General features: G+C 42.8%; 16 protein-coding genes. 6 read left to right on the forward strand and 10 right to left on the reverse strand.

Annotated features, from left to right (window positions below; genetic code table 11):
* Positions 1-8: 8 nt before the first annotated feature.
* A complete protein-coding gene (locus NWP17_RS04300; RefSeq protein WP_280653679.1) occupies positions 9-1,388 on the reverse strand; it encodes an ABC transporter substrate-binding protein in 1,380 nt (459 codons plus the stop codon).
* Between the two features lie 9 nt (positions 1,389-1,397).
* Positions 1,398-2,063 (reverse strand): glycosyltransferase family 2 protein, encoded by a 666-nt coding sequence (locus NWP17_RS04305; RefSeq protein ID WP_280653680.1) that lies wholly within the window; start codon positions 2,061-2,063, stop codon positions 1,398-1,400.
* Between the two features lie 505 nt (positions 2,064-2,568).
* Here NWP17_RS04305 and dnaK point away from each other — a divergent pair.
* A complete protein-coding gene (gene dnaK / locus NWP17_RS04310) occupies positions 2,569-4,446 on the forward strand; it encodes a molecular chaperone DnaK (RefSeq protein WP_280653681.1) in 1,878 nt (625 codons plus the stop codon).
* Between the two features lie 325 nt (positions 4,447-4,771).
* The gene (locus NWP17_RS04315; protein ID WP_280653682.1) at positions 4,772-6,148 is read left to right on the forward strand and encodes a UDP-N-acetylmuramoyl-tripeptide--D-alanyl-D-alanine ligase; all 1,377 of its coding nucleotides are present in this window, start codon (positions 4,772-4,774) and stop codon (positions 6,146-6,148) included.
* Positions 6,149-6,382: 234 nt separating this feature from the next.
* On the opposite strand, the gene NWP17_RS04320 is transcribed toward NWP17_RS04315, so the two are convergent.
* The 3 genes from NWP17_RS04320 to NWP17_RS04330 form a co-directional block, all read right to left on the reverse strand.
* On the reverse strand, positions 6,383-6,655 hold the full coding sequence (locus NWP17_RS04320) for a ferredoxin-thioredoxin reductase variable chain (protein ID WP_280653683.1): 273 nt from the start codon (positions 6,653-6,655) through the stop codon (positions 6,383-6,385).
* Positions 6,656-6,862: 207 nt separating this feature from the next.
* Positions 6,863-7,339 carry an RNA-guided endonuclease InsQ/TnpB family protein gene (locus NWP17_RS04325; RefSeq protein WP_342393997.1) on the reverse strand — a complete coding sequence of 159 codons (477 nt, stop codon included), beginning with the start codon at positions 7,337-7,339 and terminating at the stop codon, positions 6,863-6,865.
* A gap of 219 nt (positions 7,340-7,558) precedes the next feature.
* On the reverse strand, positions 7,559-9,526 hold the full coding sequence (locus NWP17_RS04330) for a protein phosphatase 2C domain-containing protein (RefSeq protein ID WP_280653684.1): 1,968 nt from the start codon (positions 9,524-9,526) through the stop codon (positions 7,559-7,561).
* Between the two features lie 177 nt (positions 9,527-9,703).
* Here NWP17_RS04330 and NWP17_RS04335 point away from each other — a divergent pair, with 177 nt between their 5' ends.
* Both NWP17_RS04335 and NWP17_RS04340 read left to right on the forward strand, forming a co-directional pair.
* Positions 9,704-10,135 (forward strand): NfeD family protein, encoded by a 432-nt coding sequence (locus tag NWP17_RS04335; protein WP_280653685.1) that lies wholly within the window; start codon positions 9,704-9,706, stop codon positions 10,133-10,135.
* 95 nt (positions 10,136-10,230) lie between these two features.
* On the forward strand, positions 10,231-11,232 hold the full coding sequence (locus NWP17_RS04340) for an SPFH domain-containing protein (protein ID WP_280653686.1): 1,002 nt from the start codon (positions 10,231-10,233) through the stop codon (positions 11,230-11,232).
* Positions 11,233-11,300: 68 nt separating this feature from the next.
* Here NWP17_RS04340 and NWP17_RS04345 read toward each other — a convergent pair whose 3' ends face one another.
* Positions 11,301-11,708: a Fur family transcriptional regulator gene (locus NWP17_RS04345; RefSeq protein ID WP_280653687.1), complete on the reverse strand. Its 408-nt coding sequence runs from the start codon at positions 11,706-11,708 to the stop codon at positions 11,301-11,303.
* Between the two features lie 118 nt (positions 11,709-11,826).
* Between NWP17_RS04345 and purS the strand changes: the two genes are divergently transcribed.
* Together purS and purQ are read left to right on the forward strand one after the other, a co-directional pair.
* Positions 11,827-12,105: a phosphoribosylformylglycinamidine synthase subunit PurS gene (gene purS / locus NWP17_RS04350; RefSeq protein ID WP_280653694.1), complete on the forward strand. Its 279-nt coding sequence runs from the start codon at positions 11,827-11,829 to the stop codon at positions 12,103-12,105.
* Positions 12,106-12,204: 99 nt separating this feature from the next.
* Entirely contained in the window at positions 12,205-12,876 is a 672-nt protein-coding gene (gene purQ, locus NWP17_RS04355; RefSeq protein ID WP_280653695.1) for a phosphoribosylformylglycinamidine synthase subunit PurQ, read from the forward strand.
* A gap of 175 nt (positions 12,877-13,051) precedes the next feature.
* Here purQ and trpE read toward each other — a convergent pair whose 3' ends face one another.
* The 4 genes from trpE to NWP17_RS04375 form a co-directional block, all read right to left on the reverse strand.
* Complete coding sequence (gene trpE, locus NWP17_RS04360) at positions 13,052-14,566, reverse strand: anthranilate synthase component I (RefSeq protein ID WP_280653688.1); 1,515 nt, start codon at positions 14,564-14,566, stop codon at positions 13,052-13,054.
* Between the two features lie 99 nt (positions 14,567-14,665).
* The gene (locus tag NWP17_RS04365; protein ID WP_280653689.1) at positions 14,666-15,085 is read right to left on the reverse strand and encodes a photosystem I reaction center subunit II PsaD; all 420 of its coding nucleotides are present in this window, start codon (positions 15,083-15,085) and stop codon (positions 14,666-14,668) included.
* A gap of 100 nt (positions 15,086-15,185) precedes the next feature.
* Positions 15,186-17,210 (reverse strand): DICT sensory domain-containing protein, encoded by a 2,025-nt coding sequence (locus tag NWP17_RS04370; protein WP_280653690.1) that lies wholly within the window; start codon positions 17,208-17,210, stop codon positions 15,186-15,188.
* A gap of 441 nt (positions 17,211-17,651) precedes the next feature.
* On the reverse strand, positions 17,652-17,795 hold the full coding sequence (locus NWP17_RS04375) for a hypothetical protein (RefSeq protein WP_280653691.1): 144 nt from the start codon (positions 17,793-17,795) through the stop codon (positions 17,652-17,654).
* Between the last annotated feature and the right edge of the window lie 213 nt (positions 17,796-18,008).

The raw sequence follows: 18,008 nt of genomic DNA on the forward strand, positions 1-18,008 counted from the left end.
TGGGATCTCTACTCTGGTTGGTGAAAACCTGATAGAGCAAATTCTGACGTAGAATGTATAATCTCAGTGGCTTGAGCCCGGAGAGTGTCAATATGCCAAATCAAATCCAAACGCTCCTGGGCTGTTTTCAGTGCTTTTGCTGGTGACTCCCCCAGCAAGGTGGCCTCAATTGCTCGACCCAGACTGTCAGATAAAGCATTGTAACCTGCAATAATAGGTCTACCCCGTGCCACAGGCATTTGTTCCAGAAAAGTCTTTAACACGGGCTTTTGGTTAATGAATTGCTGAAAAGCTTCACTTTGGGCAGATTTGATGTTTACTGGTAGAAAACCCGTCCCTATACTCCATTCTGTTTGGAACTCTTCACTTAAAACAAACTCTAAAAACTTCAGTGCTGCTTGTTCTCTGGCTGGGGTGGTTTTCATCACAAACATATTACCATCGCCAATAGCCGTAGCTTGTTCTACATTTGCTGGCATGGGAAATACTTGATAATCAACATTAGACTTCATAATATAAGTCCAAGGTCCTGTGATTTGCATAGCAACACGACCGGCAATAAAGTCGTCTTCTTCGTAACCCCGATCAGGTGCGGATAACTTGGCGGAACCATCTTTAATTAAATCTTGCCAAAGTTGTAAAGCTCTTACTGCTGCTTCTGTGGTCAAGTTTGGCTGATTATCGGTGATGATCTCCCCCCCCGCACTCCATAAAAACGGTAACCAAGTAAATACAGTCCATTCGCTTTTACCCAAGGGTAATAAGATTCCATATTGTTCCGGTTTATGGTCGCCATTTTTGTCTATGGTCAATTTTTGGGCAACTTCTCTCAGTTCTTCCCAGGTTCTGGGGGTTTGGGTGATTCCTGCTGCTTGGAACAGCCGAGGTCGGTAAAAAATACCGATGTTGCTGGTGCAAAGTGGAATTGACCAGAGATGGCCGTTTAGTGTTAATGCTTCTAATGAGTTGGGGCTAATTCGGGATTTTAGGGGTGATGTTTCTAACCAATCTTCTAAAGGTCGAATTGCATCCAGTTCTACAAGCTGACCTGTAACTTGCGGGTAGAAGCTCAAAATGTCTGGAGGAACATTTCCCACAACTGCGGCAAGTATTTTTGGCATTTGTTGTTCTAGCCCACCAGCAAAAATAGATTCTACTTGGATATCACTGTGAGTCTGATTAAATTTATCTACTAATTTTTGAAATACATCTCGATTAGCAGGGGGATTAATTCCTTGCCACAGTGTCAAACGAATTACGCCATCATCCTTTTGGGTTAAAGCTTGACAACCAGATAAAATGATTAAACATACACTCAGAACAATTGCGATAATTAACCGACTCCCTACAGGAGAAATGATTGGATGTAGTAAAATGTTGTTTTTCATGCTCACTAGTTAGCTGGATGAGGAAATTTGATCGATATAAACATTCTTTGTAATACTATTTTCGGCTCTTGTGTAAATGTAAGTTTCTGGTTGCTTAATTTTTTGAGTTTGGTAGATTTTTTCCGCTCGTTGCCAAAACTCTGTATCTTCTCCGTAAGGAATATTATTAAATCCTTGTAATTGGAAAAATACGTGACGTTTACCGAAAAATGTTGCACCTAACACACATTCTCGTATGTTAATTGTTTTATCTGGTTGAAAATAATCAACTACAAAAAATTCTTCTTCACAGGCACATCCTCCTTCAATTAAATCAACTTCTGGATTAGCTTTCATATATTTCAGCCGTGAATCGAGATGATTAGGTTTGTAACTGTCATCACTGTCTATAAAAGTTATATAATTACCAAATGATGCTTGAATACCCGCATTTCTCGTATATCCTGGTTTCCGGTTTTGATGTTTCAAATAACGAATATTTGGGAATTTTTGCAGATAGGAATCAACAACTTGAAAAGTATTGTCTTGACTACCATCGTCTACTACAAGCAGTTCCCAATCTTTACAGGTCTGATTAACAACGCTATCAATACAGTTTTTGAGGTAATTTACCCGGTTGTAAGTGCAGAGGATAACTGTTATTTCTGGCTTGATGCTAAAATTTATGCTGCTCATGGATGGTAATATTCAGGTCCTGGTTCTATGTTGAGAATTTTAGATGATGTACCTAAAATAGGAATATATTTTTTACCCATAAGGTTAACTGGTAAATTTTTATCTAGTTATGACACTCAGGTATTATAAACTATTTAAGGACACTTTTATGATTTATAACTGACTTTTGTTAAAAATTGTGTAGGTAACAATAAAGTACGGTTATTGCCATCGCCTTTGACTATAAAACCGAACCGAGTAAACTGTGAACCGGTCTACTGTGTTAATTAGGAAGCTTGAGATGGAGCTTAATCAGAACCAAGGATTCATTGAGGAAAAATACTGGTTGTTTGCAAGTTGTCAAGTTAAAGATTAACCCAACCTTTGAGGATGTTTGTCAACTTCCGTACCAGAAAAGTATCTTAAAAGCACCCGCCCACCAGGCTAAAAAACTCCCATTCCTTATATCCAGTGTTTTTTCCTCAACGCCACAACCGCTGAAACCGAAGCTAACGAGGAAAATTATATGCCGAAAGTAATTGGAATTGACTTAGGAACTACAAATTCTTGCGCTGCTGTGATGGAAGGTGGACAGCCTTTAGTAATTGCTAATGCTGAAGGTCAACGGGTCACTCCCTCTGTGGTAGCTCACACAAAGTCTGGCGAACGGTTGGTGGGTCAAATTGCAAGACGACAAGCAGTGATGAACCCAGAAAATACTTTTTATTCTGTAAAACGCTTTATTGGGCGAAAATATGAAGAAATCACCCATGAAGCGACGGAAGTTACTTACCGAGTGGTGCGCGATCGCCATGGTAACGTTAAACTTGACTGTCCCATTGCAGGTAAGCAATTTGCACCAGAAGAAGTTTCTGCTCAAGTGCTGCGGAAGTTAGTTGATGACACCAGCAAATATTTAGGAGAGAAAGTAACCCAAGCTGTGATTACAGTTCCGGCTTATTTCAATGATTCCCAGCGCCAAGCCACAAAGGATGCGGGAAAAATTGCCGGTTTAGAAGTTCTCCGCATTATCAATGAACCTACAGCAGCAGCCTTAGCTTATGGTTTAGATAAAAAGCAAAATGAAACTATTTTGGTGTTTGACCTGGGAGGGGGAACTTTTGACGTTTCCATTTTAGAAGTGGGAGAGGGGGTTTTTGAAGTAAAATCTACCAGTGGCGACACCCATTTAGGGGGTGACGACTTTGATAAAAAAATTGTAGATTGGCTGGCTACTGCGTTTTTACGTAATGAAGGGGTGGATTTGCGTAAAGATAAGCAAGCTTTACAGAGGTTAACAGAAGCAGCCGAAAAAGCCAAAATTGAACTTTCCAGCGCCACCCAAACTAATATTAATCTTCCCTTTATCACAGCTACCCAAGCAGGACCCCAACACCTGGATATGACCTTAACCAGGGCTAAGTTTGAAGAAATGATTGCGGATCTTTTAGACCGTTGTCGTAAACCTGTACAACAAGCCCTACAAGATGCCAAACTGAGCAATGCTGACATTGATGAAGTTGTATTAGTGGGTGGTTCAACTCGCATTCCATCTGTACAAGAGTTAGTGCGGCGAATGATTGGTAAAGATCCTTGTCAAGGTGTCAATCCCGATGAGGTGGTAGCTGTGGGTGCTGCTATTCAAGCCGGTGTCTTAGCAGGGGAAGTTAAAGATATTCTGCTGCTGGATGTTACCCCCTTGTCTTTGGGTGTGGAAACTCTGGGCGGTGTGATGACTAGGATTATTGACCGCAATACTACTATCCCGGTGAAAAAATCAGAAATCTTTTCTACAGCCGCTGATGGTCAGACCAATGTGGAAGTTCACGTCCTCCAAGGTGAGAGGGAACTGGCTAAAAATAACAAGAGTTTGGGAAATTTCCGCCTTGATGGTATCCCCCCAGCGCCTAGAGGTGTACCACAAATTGACGTAACTTTTGATATTGATGCTAACGGTATTCTGTCCGTGACTGCTCAAGATAAAGCTACAGGTAAACGCCAGTCCATTTCTATTACCGGTGCTTCCACTCTAGATAAGCGAGATGTGGAAAATATGGTGCGGGATGCAGAAGCCCACGCGGAGGAAGACCACCAACGCCGTGAACAAATTGATACTAAAAACATGGCTGATTCTCTGGCTTATCAAGCACAGAAGCAGATGAAAGACCTTGGCGATAAGGTCAGTGCTGAGGATCGCGGGCGAGTTGAGGGTTTGGTAAAAGATTTACAAGAAGCCATCAACCAAGATAATTTTGAGCGGATGAAGTCTCTCACCAATGAGTTACAACAAGCTTTGATGCAGGTTGGTACTGCTGTTTATGCTCAAGCACCAGGGGCTAGAACCACAGGAGGGAGACCCGGTGGTGAAGATGTGATTGATGCCGATTTCGTGGAAAGCAATTGACATCTCCCCTGGTTAAATCCTGTTGAGCCGCGTTTCATCCCCTAGGCTAAAGCCTAGGGGTTCTCACGCTCCCTGTTTTGATAGTCGGCTTACTGTCCTTGGTGTTGCGGGGGGTTGAAAATGCCACAAATGCTCATGTTTCTTTACTCCCCGCTTGGTCGCTGTATACTTTAATCAGCATTTTTGTATGTAAAATGAGATCGCTGGATATGCCGGCTAAAGATATTTACCATGATTGTGTAAAAAATGCTCTGAATAGGTTATTTATTTCTGCCTGTTCCCTGTTAAGAGCCTCTACGAGTCACTACAACCATATTACAACTATATGCCCTGGTCTGCCACTATCTCCCAACTGCTAGAAGTTATTTCTGCCCAACCGATTAATTTATCTGCTGCTGCTTTAACACAAGTCAGCAGCACTATTCAAACAGATAGCCGGATGGTCAAACCCGGTGAAGTGTTTTTGGCTTTACGGGGAGAAAAATTTGATGGACATGATTTTGTCCCCGCAGCCATCGCTCAAGGTGCTTTAGCGGCTATTGTGGATTGTGGCTATGCAAGTCAAGATTTACCTATGTTGCAAGTGACAAACACTTTGTCAGCATATCAGCAACTAGCTAGATGGTGGCGCGATCGCCTGAATATCCCGGTAATAGGGATAACTGGTTCTGTGGGCAAAACCACAACTAAGGAACTGGTAGCCGCAGTTTTGGCAACTCAGGGGCGAGTTCATAAGACTTATGGAAATTTTAATAATGAAATTGGTGTACCTAAAACTTTATTACAACTGAGTACAGAGCATGATTATGCTGTGGTGGAAATGGCTATGCGGGGACGGGGACAAATTGCTGAATTAACTCACATCGCCCGTCCCACCATTGGGGTAATTACCAATGTAGGCACAGCACATATTGAGTTATTGGGTTCTGAACAAGCCATTGCTGAGGCTAAGTGTGAGTTATTAGGGGAAATGCCCAAAGATGGTGTGGCTATTCTCAATTACGATAATGCTCGGTTAATGGCTACAGCCATGCAGGTTTGGAAGGGGAAAGTGGTAACTTATGGCTTTTCTGGTGGTGATATCCAAGGGCTGATGATAGATAACGAAACTATTAAAGTGGGAGGAATGCAGCTACCTTTACCTTTACCCGGTAGTCACAACGCCAGTAATTTTCTCGCAGCTTTGGCGGTGGCGCAAGTTTTGGGAGTTGATTGGTCAAGCTTACAAGCTGGTGTGGTGGTGAATATGCCCACAGGGCGATCGCAACGGTTGACTTTACCCAATGATGTGTTAATCTTAGATGAAACTTACAATGCTGCACCAGAAGCAATGACCGCAGCTTTGCAACTATTAGCAGATACACCGGGAAAACGTAAAGTCGCAGTGCTGGGAGCAATGAAAGAATTGGGAGAGCGATCGCTACAACTGCACCAAAAAGTCGGTGAAACGGTACTAAATTTAAAGTTAGACGCTTTGCTGGTGTTGGGGGATGGAGAAGACACCGAAGCCATGATCACAGCTGCTGGGGGTATCCCGTCAGAATGCTTTGCTACTCATGGTGAATTAGTGGCTAGATTAAAAACATTTGTGCAACCAGGCGATCGACTGTTATTCAAAGCCGCCCATTCAGTGGGGCTTGATGGCGTTGTTAATCAGATGCGGGCAGAATTTCTGCCAACCACACCCACCCACCATCAATAACAAAAATAAATCTTGTAGTGCGGGCATCCTGCTCGCTACCATACCTAATTAAGTAAAATCTTCCCGCCTACCGTACCTTATCTCACCCAAAGGCGGAAAGGCGCAAGGGAAGAGCCTAAATTTACTTTGCTTCCAATCTGCTGTATGGTGTGGTGTTGATAATTTGATTAAGTGACTGGAAAAAATGCGCGGCGAACTAAATATATTCCAGTGTTTTCGCCGCTAGTTAGTGATTTAAATCAGTTCTAATTCATTTTCACGTAAGTGAGCTTTAAATTTTTTACTAAACTGGACTAAAATTGGCAGATTAGCACTGACGGGTCTACCTTGCCATTCGGTAGCAATGGCTATGACTTCCCCTTCTGTACCTTTAATATCAACAGCCTGACCTCGATGCTCAGGATGATGATAAACCACTACCGACTCTTGAACACGAACGCGATCGCCAACTTTCATAATAACATTTACACCTAGCTTTTGCTGTTCTACAACCATTTCCACAGTCACTCCTCACTCAACTGCTTGTTAAAAAAAAACTGTTTGCCATAGTTACGCCTATGTAACTGATATACAAACAAAGCCTGCCGGCGCAGGCTTGAATAGTGGTTATTGACACTCCCAACACCTAAAGGCGGGGGATTCCAGCATCACTGACGTTCCTTGCTTTTACTGGACTTACGTCCAATAGAAGTAGAGAGAACATCTGTACTGGCGTTACTTCCCGTCTGCCCGACGGTAGCGTTTGCACGATTCAAAATTACTTTGGCTGCATTCACATCTCTTTGTTCGATGTGTCCGCAGTGCAGGCTCCGAATGAGTACGAGTGCTAAGTGATTTCTGAACTATAACACCACAATTACTACATTCCTGGCTTGTGAAGTGGGGAGGAACTGCAATTATTTCCCGCCCAAACTTCGCCCCAAAGTATTCCAGCCATTGATGGAAGTTGTACCAAGAAGCATCAGAAATACTCTTAGCCAGCTTGTGGTTTCTCAGCAACCCACTAACATTTAAATCTTCCACGACTACCTTAGCGTTAGCTAGACATAAGTGACGCGCTAGTCTTTTAGCGTGTTCATTCCTTTGTCGAGTTACCTTTAAATGCTTGCGAGCATAAACACCACGGGCTTTTCTTCTACCAGATGACCCCTTTTTCTTTAGTATATCTAAGAATGGCAACCATGAAAGCATCAAAAAGATTAAAAAATATACCAATACTTCATGATGAAGTTAAAACAAAAACCACCGTAGTTTTAACACTTAGGGCATGGTATATTAAATGTATTAAGTGCGAATCCTTCTCTCTAAATGAGTAGAAATACTCCGGGATGGGAGGTAAGGCTGGGTAAAACCAGATTCTTACAACCATAACTGGCGCTCTTAGCGCGTAGGTTATTAGTCATTGGTTATTTATTTGTTTAGCCGGGGACATAGTGGGTGTATAGTGCGGGGAAGTTGGCGACATATTTGTTCAAATCCTTGGGGATGAATTTGCCACCACGCAAATAATCCTAAACTTGTAGTTCCCAATAACACCAGTAATAATCCTCCCCTTACCACCAGGGGACGGAGGCGATTTGGGTGTTTAATTGGTTGTTTAATTGGGGTAGGGATGGGTGAGTCTGGCAGAGGGTCAAGGGTGAGATCCAAATCTAGTAAAGCTTGGGAACTTTCAGCCAAAGAAGATTCTAGTTCTAGTTTTTCTAATGGCTCTGCTGCTTCTAGTTCTCGGACTTTGACCATTTCTCCAGAAATAGATGATGAAGTAACGGGGACTAGATGAGACCTAGATACTCGGCACAAAGTCAGGACCACAGAAGTATTATCATGACCATTTTTCTCGTTGGCTAAATTAATCCAATGCTGGACAGCATCTTCCAGAGAAATTTTACCTGTTAACAGGGGTATAATATGCTGTCGCCAGGATTTTTCTACCCAATTATTATCACTTAAGCCGTCAGAACACAACAACAATACACCATCTTCTTCCAAAATAAAACGTTTAATCACAATTTGTAAAAATTCGGCATTTTTTGCTCCCAATGCTTGGGTCAAGGCGTTGGCATCTATTCTCTCAAGTGCTGGACGATACAAACTGCGGGCAGAAAACACTTCTCGGTTAGCCACAACATCATCTACGGTGAGTAAGTGGCAGTGGTGGCGAGTTATCCAGTATGCACGACTATCGCCAATGCTAGCTAAATATAGTTCATGGGCGTTATCTGACTGCCACCCAGAGGCTGTTACCACTCGTTGCGGCAGTTGTAAAGCCATCACCAGGGTGGTGGCCATGCGTTCTCGGCCTTGGCGTTTGTGTTCGTCATTAGAAGCACAAATCACATTATTGACTACCCGCAAGCAGGCTTGTAGTTGTTCTTGCAATAAATCAGGTGTAATCAGTTCATTTTGTTCTTCTACTTCTGCTAATAAAGCACGGATTTGCAGTTTCAGCGATTGTACCGCCAATTGACTGGCAACTTCTCCGCCTTGGTGTCCCCCAATGCCATCGCAAACAATGGCCAAGGAGAGTATGGGGTGATCTAACTTACTACCAGCTGTTGGGTAACAATTGTCTTCATTGTGCCGTAATTCCCGGCCAATATCTGTTGCTCCGGCTATTTCCAGAGTTAATGGTAGTTCTGCAGCTGAGGAAAGTAATAAAGCGTTGAGTTGAGTGGTAATGGTTGTTAAGTTGGCTTCAGCATTGCACATTTGCTCAATGATAGTTGTTAATTGGGGAGATGTGGGGGTATTTACAGATGCCAGCCAAGTGTGCCAACATTGAGCCAAGTCTGCTAAACTAGGTCGGTGGGGATGTGCTGTGTGGTGAAGTTCTAAGAGTCGCACACACCAACCCTGCGATCGCAGGTTATTTGGTATAAGTAAACTCTCAGCCACTCCTAGCTCTAGCAAAGGTTTCCATAGTTGCAGTATTTGCCATAGCCAGTAAATTTGTCTAACGGTGGTTGCTTGTTGCCATGCTTCAGTAATGGTAGGGTAGAGGTTTCCTGTTTCGTCTATGGGTACATTTTCCAGTAAGAGAATATCATCTGTAGTGTGAATCAACCCATAGGCTGCGGGGATGTGCAAACGCTGTGGGTATAGCTTTAAGTAAGGAATGACTGTTGGTGGTAACTGGTGAGGAACTGTGGGCGGTAAACCCGGCTGAGTGTCTAACCATACCCGGTGTGTAATTACTTCATATCGATCCACTACCTTAGTTCCGGGTGAGATAGTGGCTACTAGGGAACCACTAGCCCAGAGATAACGGTAAACCAAGGGAGTTTGGCAACTCTTACACACACTTTCACCAACCGTATTCATGGGCTGAGGACAGTGTGGATTGAGGCAATAAATGATTCGCTGTGCGGGTATCATGAAAGTATAAAGTTAAGAAAACTAAAGAAACCTAAAACAAATTTAGATTTGTCAACCTATGATTACAGCTTGTTACTAAAATTCATCATTTAGAATCAGTAAACAGTGATAGTATATATGTATATAATCTCAAAAATACATTTGCGTAAATGTAGAGTCTAAGATGGGGCATCGCCTATGCCAAGTTATACTTTAATCTGGCTGCTGGCAGGAGCGATTCTATGTTTAATGGAACTGTTCTTACCATCGGCTTTTGTTGAGTTCATGATGGGGATTAGTGCGGTTATCGTCGCCATATTGTCTCTGGCGGGTCTAGGAAGTTTATGGCTGCAAGTTACAGCTTGGCTAGTGGTTTCCACCGTGCTGATTGTGCTTTCTCGCCGATTCTTACAACCGCGACGGCGCAAGTCAAAAATGTTGGATGCAGTTTTAGCTGAAACTTTAACGACAATTCCAGCCGGCGAAAGTGGGCGGGTGTTGTTCGAGGGAAATTCTTGGCGGGCAAAATGTGATGATGAACAACTCAGCCTAGCACCCCATCAAAGAGTTTATGTAGTCGGAAGAGAAGGCACAACTTTGATCGTCATGCCAGATAATCTATTGCGTTGAGTGTGGGTTTGTAAATGGGAGGGGAAGATACCAAAGAAAAAATTTAGGCGCGATGGAGGCGAAAAAATGGTATTGCAAATAAGGAGAATAAATAAATGGGTAACTTTTTTTTGCTAATCTTTCTGGCTCTTGGTGGTTCTGCCATAGCAGGATCAGTGAGAGTGGTTAATCAAGGTAATGAAGTTTTAGTGGAAAGATTGGGTAGCTATAACCAAAAGCTAGGTGCGGGACTAAATTTTGTCATCCCGTTTTTAGATAAAATCGTTTACCAAGAAACTATCCGGGAAAAAGTCTTAGATATCCCCCCCCAAAAATGTATTACTCGCGATAATGTCAGCATTGAAGTGGATGCAGTGGTTTACTGGCGGATTGTGGACATGGAAAAGTCCTGGTATAAGGTAGAAAATCTGCGGGCTGCCATGACAAACTTGGTACTAACTCAAATTCGCTCGGAAATGGGACAGCTGGAATTAGACAAAACTTTTACCGCCCGTTCTCAAATCAATGAAATTTTACTGCGTGAGTTAGATATTGCCACTGATCCTTGGGGGGTAAAAATTACCCGCGTGGAATTACGAGATATCGTTCCTTCCCAAACTGTACGGGAATCAATGGAGCTGCAAATGGCGGCAGAACGGCGGAGAAGAGCGGCAATTCTCACTTCTGAGGGTGAAAGAGAATCGGCAGTTAATAGCGCAAGGGGTAAGGCTGAGGCGCAAATTTTGGACGCTGAAGCTCGGCAAAAGTCTACAATTCTCCAAGCAGAAGCCGAACAAAAGTCTATTGTATTACAAGCCCAGGCGGAACGTCAGCAACAAGTTTTAAAAGCACAGGCAACATCAGAAGCACTACAAATCATCACTAAAACCCTAAATGCTGAACCAGGAGCAAAAGAAGCGTTACAGTTTTTACTTGCCCAAAATTATTTGGAAATGGGTATAAAGATTGGCAGCAGCGACAGCAGCAAGGTGATGTTTATGGACCCCCGCAGTATCCCTGGTGCTTTGGAGGGGATGCGTTCTATTGTTGCTGATGGTTCCGGTGAGTCTTGGTTGGAAGGTAAAATTCCTGGGGTAAATCAGGGTCGTTCTAGTTAAAAAGAGTTAGAATATGCTTTTTTACCAAACTATGTGGGGACAGTTAATGTCTCTACATTTTTTGTTGTCTAATGTGTTCCCATGCTGGCTGCTTGATTCATTTGACATTGATTACACAAACCAAAAAATTCTAGTGTGTGGTAAAAAATTTTAAAGTTATGACTGGACTCTAACTCGCTTTCTAGGTTATGGACTGGACACTGATTAATGGGAACGGACAAGCCACACTGAAGACAGGTGAGGTGGTGTTTGTCCTGTTGGGCTAGATTATAAACGGCTTCTCCGTTAGTTAAAGTCCTGACCTGCACCATACCTTCTAATTTTAAGGCTTCTAGGGAGCGGTAAACTGTGGCTAAACCGATACCTTGACTGCGTTTGCGTAATTCTATGTAAATATCCTGGGCGGAAATGCCTTGTTTAACGGTTTTCAGTAGGGTTAAAATTCGCTCTTGGCTGCGGGTATGTATGGATCTCATGGATAGTTGTTTATTTTCGCTACTATAGGGAAAACTGTAATATTGATGGTTGATCAACTCTTACCCAGTTGGGACATATAGTTATAGTATAGCGATGGCAGCATTCAGCAAAAAGCCTGTGCAAAGGAAGTATATAGCTAAAATTTTCGTGACCCTTCGTCCTTCTGTCTTAGATCCTGCTGGTGTAGCTGTACAATCCGGTATCCAGCAACTGGGATACAACAATGTTGAACAGGTGCGGATTGGTAAGTACATTGAACTAACCATCACTTCGACAGAAGAGATTAAAGCCCGTCAAGACCTAGAACGTATCTGTGACCAAATGCTAGCAAATCCGGTAATTGAAAATTATCGCTTTGATTTGATTGAGGTAGAGACACAAACGGGAGTCTTTTAACATCGGGGATGAGGGAATAGGAAGAAGATTTAATTCCCCAGTTCCTATTCCCCACACCCATTGACTAATGACCAATAACCAATAATTAATTACTAAATGATGAAATTTGGGGTTGTAGTTTTTCCGGGTTCTAATTGCGATCGCGATGTGGCTTATGTGACTAGAGAGTTGCTGGGTCAACGGACTCGCATGGTTTGGCATCAAGAAACAGACATTTCTGATTTAGATGTGGTTATTATCCCTGGTGGTTTTAGTTACGGTGATTATCTGCGATGTGGTGCCATTGCTCAGTTTTCCCCAGTTATGCAGCAGGTGATTAACCACGCCAAACAAGGTAAATTTGTTTTGGGTATTTGTAACGGTTTTCAGGTCTTAACTGAAGCCGGACTCTTACCGGGGGCTTTAACTAGAAATCAAGATTTGCATTTTATATGCGATCGCGCTCCCTTAAAAGTTGAGCGTAGTGACACACCTTGGACTCATAGTTATACCCCTAGTGAAATTATCACTTTGCCCATTGCCCACGGAGAAGGGCGATTTTATGCTGATGAATACACTTTATCAGCCATTGAGGATCATGGTCAAGTGGTTTTCCGCTATGCAGGGGAAAATCCCAACGGCTCACTGAATAACATCGCCGGTATTTGTAATCAACAAGGCAATATCTTGGGTATGATGCCCCACCCAGAAAGAGCCTCAGATGCTTCTTTGGGCTGTAGTGATGGCTTGAAGTTGTTCCAAGGGCTGTTATGGCAAATTCTGCCCAAGTGATGTACATTCCTAGCGGGCAATACTTGTACTGAGCGATCAGTACAAGACGATTATTTACATTTATATCTCAAGTGTTTAAGAAATGCTATTTCAGAATCAATAGAATACCCAAAAGCAGACAACTTAACCAATTCTCACTAACTCTGCGCCTTTGAACCTCTGCGTGAGAAAGAACTCAGCGTAAACAACTAATAGCGATTAACAAACCCCTGGCTTTATTTAAAGTTTCTTCATACTCTTTTTCCGGATCAGAATCAGCCACCAAACCTGCACCAGCTTGGACAGTTACAACATTATTATGTAATACCATGGTACGAATAGCGATCGCACTATTCAACTGTCCTTCAAAGTCATAATAACCATATACTCCGGAATACACACCCCGGCCACTTGGTTCCAACTCATTAATAATTTCCATAGCCCTAATTTTTGGTGCGCCACTCACTGTCCCCGCAGGAAAGCAGGCTTTGAGTACATCCCAAGCGGTTTTATCTGCTGCTAACTTACCCACCACATTACTAACAATGTGCATCACATGGGAATAACGTTCAATTAGCATGAGTTCATCAACTCTGACACTACCGCTTTGACAAACACGCCCTAAATCATTACGCCCCAAGTCAACTAGCATGACGTGTTCTGCTGTTTCTTTGGGATCTTGCAATAAATCCTCTGCTAAAACTGCATCTTCTTGAGTTGTTTTACCTCGTGGACGTGTCCCGGCGATGGGGCGGACTGTGGCGATAATTTCTCCATCGGGGTTGCGTTCTGCCTTTGCCATCACTTCCGGGCTAGAACCGATAATTTGCCAATCTTGGAAGTTAAAGAAAGCCATGTAAGGGGAGGGGTTAATTTGCCGCAGCGAACGATAAAGAGCAAAAGGATCACCTGTGTATTCTGTTGATAAACGCTGGGAAACCACTACCTGGAAAATATCGCCGTCCTTAATGTATTGCTTGGCCTTTTCCACACTAGCACAAAATTCTTGGCGAGTAAAGTTGCTGGTGTATTGGTTTATGTCGCTGACATTTTTTGTTTGTGGAGGATTCCATCCTAAAATAGTTTTTTCTGAGGCTACAGGTAGAGATAACTTACACAGCATCTGGGAAACGCGATGGCAAGCTTGTTCATAAGCTTTGTGTAAATCTACTTGGGAGTCACGTAAATCAGCGTAGGCGATCGCCCAAATTTTCCGCTTTACCTGGTCAAAAATCAAGAGGTGATCCATTTGCATCCATAACCCATCAGGGATATTGCCATCGTCTCCTGTATGAATTGGCACTCTTGGTTCTATCCAGCGAATCAATTCATAGCCCCAAAATCCAAACAAGCCACCAATACCGGGGGGTAGTTGGGGCAATGTAACTGGGTGTAATGGTTCTAAACATTTAGCTAAAGCTGTGAAGGGGTCGCCTGGAAAGATAACTTGTGAACCATCTCGATAAGTCTGAGTAGTGGTGTCGCCCTTAGCTGACAAAATCCATAGTGGGTCACAACCCAATAAACTGTAACGTCCTATTTTTTCCCCTCCTTCCACCGACTCCAGCAAAAAGCTATAAGGTTGACCAGCACAAACCTTATACCATGCAGAAACAGGAGTATCTAGGTCTGCTACCCATTCTTGATACACCGGGACAAAATTACCTTGTAAAGCTAACTGGGAAAAATCAGAAAAATTGGGGAATATCATAACTTCATTGCCGAAATTTGGAGCAGAAGCGGAGAGGGTCTGGGGGGAAAGAAAAAGTTTCCCCTCCCCTCCCCGTTTCCACTCCTTAATACCTAGACTCTAGACATCGTGGGTAGCTTCACCACTGAACTTCAGTTTAGCGGGACTGGGATTCTCCCCAATCCTACGTGGTACGTGACGTACTCTCTCCCGTCCTTGGTTCACTTTTTCTGGGAAGACACCATCAGCCGGGTGAATGAGACTGGTTTCTCCAGTGGGTAAAATCCGGTAAACTTTGTAATCTGTGATTTTGAATTTCCGGAGTTGAGCGCCCAAGGCAATACCATATTCTTTCCGAGCTATGTATAGCAGGTTTTCGCCTTTCCGCATAGTAGCAGCACCACCGGTAGGCATTTCAAAAACTTGCTCTTTGGGGCTAGTCCAGGTGATAGCATACTTTTCTTCTTCCAGTGCTTTTGTGAGTAAGCCACCAGTGCTACCACCAAACAGGGGAGTTTGTCCAGAAAGTACTTCTGTCATAAATTAAAGTGTGTCTCTCAACGGTTTTTAGGGAATCCTAACACCACTCACTCCATAATATTGCGATCGCGTTATAGACTGTAACAGTTTTTAGTCATTCTTAGCTGAGAAATGAGGATTTACTTTTAGCCATGGTTTGTTTTTCCTGTAAGCTAGCGTGAGCTATAGGAATAGTGAAATGAAACTCACTACCTTGGTCCTTACCATTAGATTCTGCCCAAATTTCTCCACTCCAGCCATTGACAATTTGCCTGCTAATTGCCAAACCCAACCCAGTCCCCCCGGTGGTACGTCGCAGGGCCCCCTCTTCTTGATAGAAACGGTCAAAAACTACTTCCAGCCTACTGGGTTCAATACCACGCCCAGTGTCAGCCACTGTTACTTCCACCATGTGATCATTATTTTGGGTGGCTGTAATGGTAATCCTACCTTGGGGTGGTGTAAATTTACAAGCGTTGTCGATTAGTTTGGCTATCACCTCCACCAGCCAGTCACCATCAGCCTTGACCAAGGGCAGATTTTGGGTAATCTGAGTTTTGATTTTAGGCAATTTTTCAGTTAAGGAACGAGTGCGAAGTCTGCTCAGGGCTAAATCCACACATTCTTGTAGAGTTAGGGGTTCTGGATGCCATTGTACTCTGCCGCTTTCCAGGTTAGATAAAGTGAGGAAATCTTGCACTAATTTTTGCATTCGTTCTGAGTCTGAAAGTGCAGTATTAAGCATCACCTGCTGCAACTCCAAGGGCATATCTGGTTCACTAGCCAGACTTTCCAAACATACCCGAATTGTTGATAATGGCGTGCGGAGTTCGTGTCCGGTAATTGCTATTAAGTTGCTGCGGGTACGGTCTAAGGCTTCTAACTGCTGGTTCAGGTCTTCTAGGTTGGCGTAGGCTTCGGCTTGAATTAAAGCTGCGCCTATTTGGGTGGCGATGGCTTTTACTAGGTCTTTTTCTCCTGCTTGCCACTCATGGGGTGGTAAGTTGCAATAATGCAATTCGACAATGCCTAATAGCCGTCCTTGAAATAGTACTGGTTCAATTAACCAAGAACCAATGGCAAATTTTTTGGCAATGGAGGAGAGTTTGGCTGAGTTGGTAACACGGACATCAGTTAAGGTGTTGATCACACAAACCCCTTCCCCCTTTTGTACTACCTCTTGAAATAAAGGGTTTTCATCTAACTGCCAAGTTTGCCCACAAACCGATAAAACCCCAGAAATCAAAAATTCATGTTTAATCTGTGCCTGTCTATCTGTGGACTGAGCGCGGTAAATTAAACAGCGACTAGCCCCTAAGTGTTCTCCCAGTTCTTCCGCGGCAATTTGTAAGACTTCGTGGGGGTCAAGCGATCGCCGAATGGCTGTACTAATAGAATTGACTAAATGTTCTTTTCGTGCTTGGGCGGTGATAGAACGATAGGCTTTATGCAGTTTGTACTGGCTGGCTTGGAGATAAGTCACCAAACGCTGCACAAAGGGGTCAGTGTCGATATCACAAGCAAATTCACTAATTACTTCTGCTGGAGAATCATTTCTGGCTGTACCGATGCCAAACTTCTGGCGTGCATCTGTTATTTTGTCGATTAGGTCTGGTCTGTAAAGTAAGATTTTCTCCAATAGCAAATCAGCTGCTTTCAGGCTAACTCCTCTTTCTGATGTCCAGATTCCCTCAAACCTGCGAGCCGTGTCCATATCTAGATTAGGAGTCAATTCTGGTAGCTGTCGGTTTTTACTAATGGACTGGGGCTGCTCTCGGCACAGCAAACAAGTAGCATAATTTTCAGCAATTACGACTAAATGCCATTCTTGACTTAAGGCATCTTCTGGCTGAAAGGCTATTTTTTCATAAGATTGTGAACTTTTACTGAACTCCGTTTCCTGTGCAGAAAGAACGTATATTTGATTACTACACAGAGCTAAACGCTGATAGCGATGAGCTTCTTGGCGATAGTATCGCTCTCGTTGAAAGCTAGCAATTACCAATGGCTGGTCTAAAGTCCCCGCCAATACCTGATCTTCCATGGCGTGGGAAAGGGCTGTTAATGAAGCCTTGAAATATAGCTGGGGTCGCAGGTAGGTTATGGACTGTAGCAGATCACTCAGCACAGAAGACGAAATGCTCATGAATATTGTTAGAGAAAAGCCCAATCACAAAAAAATTCACTTTATAGCTGCATTGTACAAATTAGAATGCCGTTCTCAACTACAGCAGACAAAGGGAATATGTAAAGAATCGTGAACAACACTTTTCACCTAGGGGGTGAGAGCGTAGAACCACAAAATCAGTATTATATATCTTTTTTCTCAGTTTTTCTGGCATTTTTGCTAATCAGTAGCCATAAAAGTATTGCTGTAGGGCAGGCATGGTCAATTTTACTCTAGTAACATTGACCATGAAGCTAATAATTATAAATTGAAAAACTTTAAGCCAATATATGAATACCTTTGGATTCCTGAAATCAATCCTAGAGCCACAGAACAGGGAACAGACAAAAATAAATAACTTGTACGGAGTTTTGTTGAAAAATTAAATAGGAATCCTATACTTTTATCAACCAGCTGTGGTTAATATTCCCAGGACTTACGCAACTGGCACAGGCGATCGCTAGAATATAGTATTATTGTACTACAATAAATAACATAACTGGCACAATCAGTCTCGGTGCGGCGGAAGCGTCGCGCCGAGACTAAACTCCAGTAAAAAGCCAATTTTGCAATTATTAAAATATATTTTAATTAATCGCCAAGACCATAAATAATAAAAATCAGATTATTCCTGACATGGTAAAATAATCAATACCATGAATTATCAATTCTGATTTAATATGAAATTTACGAAATTAGATTATTGCCAATATTTGCTAAGTAGCCAAATCAACTATACTATTACTAACTTGGCAGAGCATTTAGAAAATATTAGTC

Source organism: Chrysosporum bergii ANA360D (genome assembly GCF_029891735.1).
GTDB classification, from domain to species: Bacteria; Cyanobacteriota; Cyanobacteriia; order Cyanobacteriales; family Nostocaceae; genus Umezakia; species Umezakia bergii.

Coding starts and splice junctions, on each gene's coding strand:
- purQ (WP_280653695.1), top strand. CDS start 12,205: ATGAAATTTGGGGTTGTAGTTTTTCCGGGTTCTAATTGCGATCGCGAT.
- NWP17_RS04325 (WP_342393997.1), bottom strand. CDS start 7,339: ATGCTTTCATGGTTGCCATTCTTAGATATACTAAAGAAAAAGGGGTCA.
- dnaK (WP_280653681.1), top strand. CDS start 2,569: ATGCCGAAAGTAATTGGAATTGACTTAGGAACTACAAATTCTTGCGCT.
- NWP17_RS04365 (WP_280653689.1), bottom strand. CDS start 15,085: ATGACAGAAGTACTTTCTGGACAAACTCCCCTGTTTGGTGGTAGCACT.
- NWP17_RS04315 (WP_280653682.1), top strand. CDS start 4,772: ATGCCCTGGTCTGCCACTATCTCCCAACTGCTAGAAGTTATTTCTGCC.
- NWP17_RS04340 (WP_280653686.1), top strand. CDS start 10,231: ATGGGTAACTTTTTTTTGCTAATCTTTCTGGCTCTTGGTGGTTCTGCC.
- NWP17_RS04335 (WP_280653685.1), top strand. CDS start 9,704: ATGCCAAGTTATACTTTAATCTGGCTGCTGGCAGGAGCGATTCTATGT.
- NWP17_RS04300 (WP_280653679.1), bottom strand. CDS start 1,388: ATGAAAAACAACATTTTACTACATCCAATCATTTCTCCTGTAGGGAGT.
- NWP17_RS04345 (WP_280653687.1), bottom strand. CDS start 11,708: ATGAGATCCATACATACCCGCAGCCAAGAGCGAATTTTAACCCTACTG.
- NWP17_RS04370 (WP_280653690.1), bottom strand. CDS start 17,210: ATGAGCATTTCGTCTTCTGTGCTGAGTGATCTGCTACAGTCCATAACC.
- NWP17_RS04330 (WP_280653684.1), bottom strand. CDS start 9,526: ATGATACCCGCACAGCGAATCATTTATTGCCTCAATCCACACTGTCCT.
- trpE (WP_280653688.1), bottom strand. CDS start 14,566: ATGATATTCCCCAATTTTTCTGATTTTTCCCAGTTAGCTTTACAAGGT.
- NWP17_RS04305 (WP_280653680.1), bottom strand. CDS start 2,063: ATGAGCAGCATAAATTTTAGCATCAAGCCAGAAATAACAGTTATCCTC.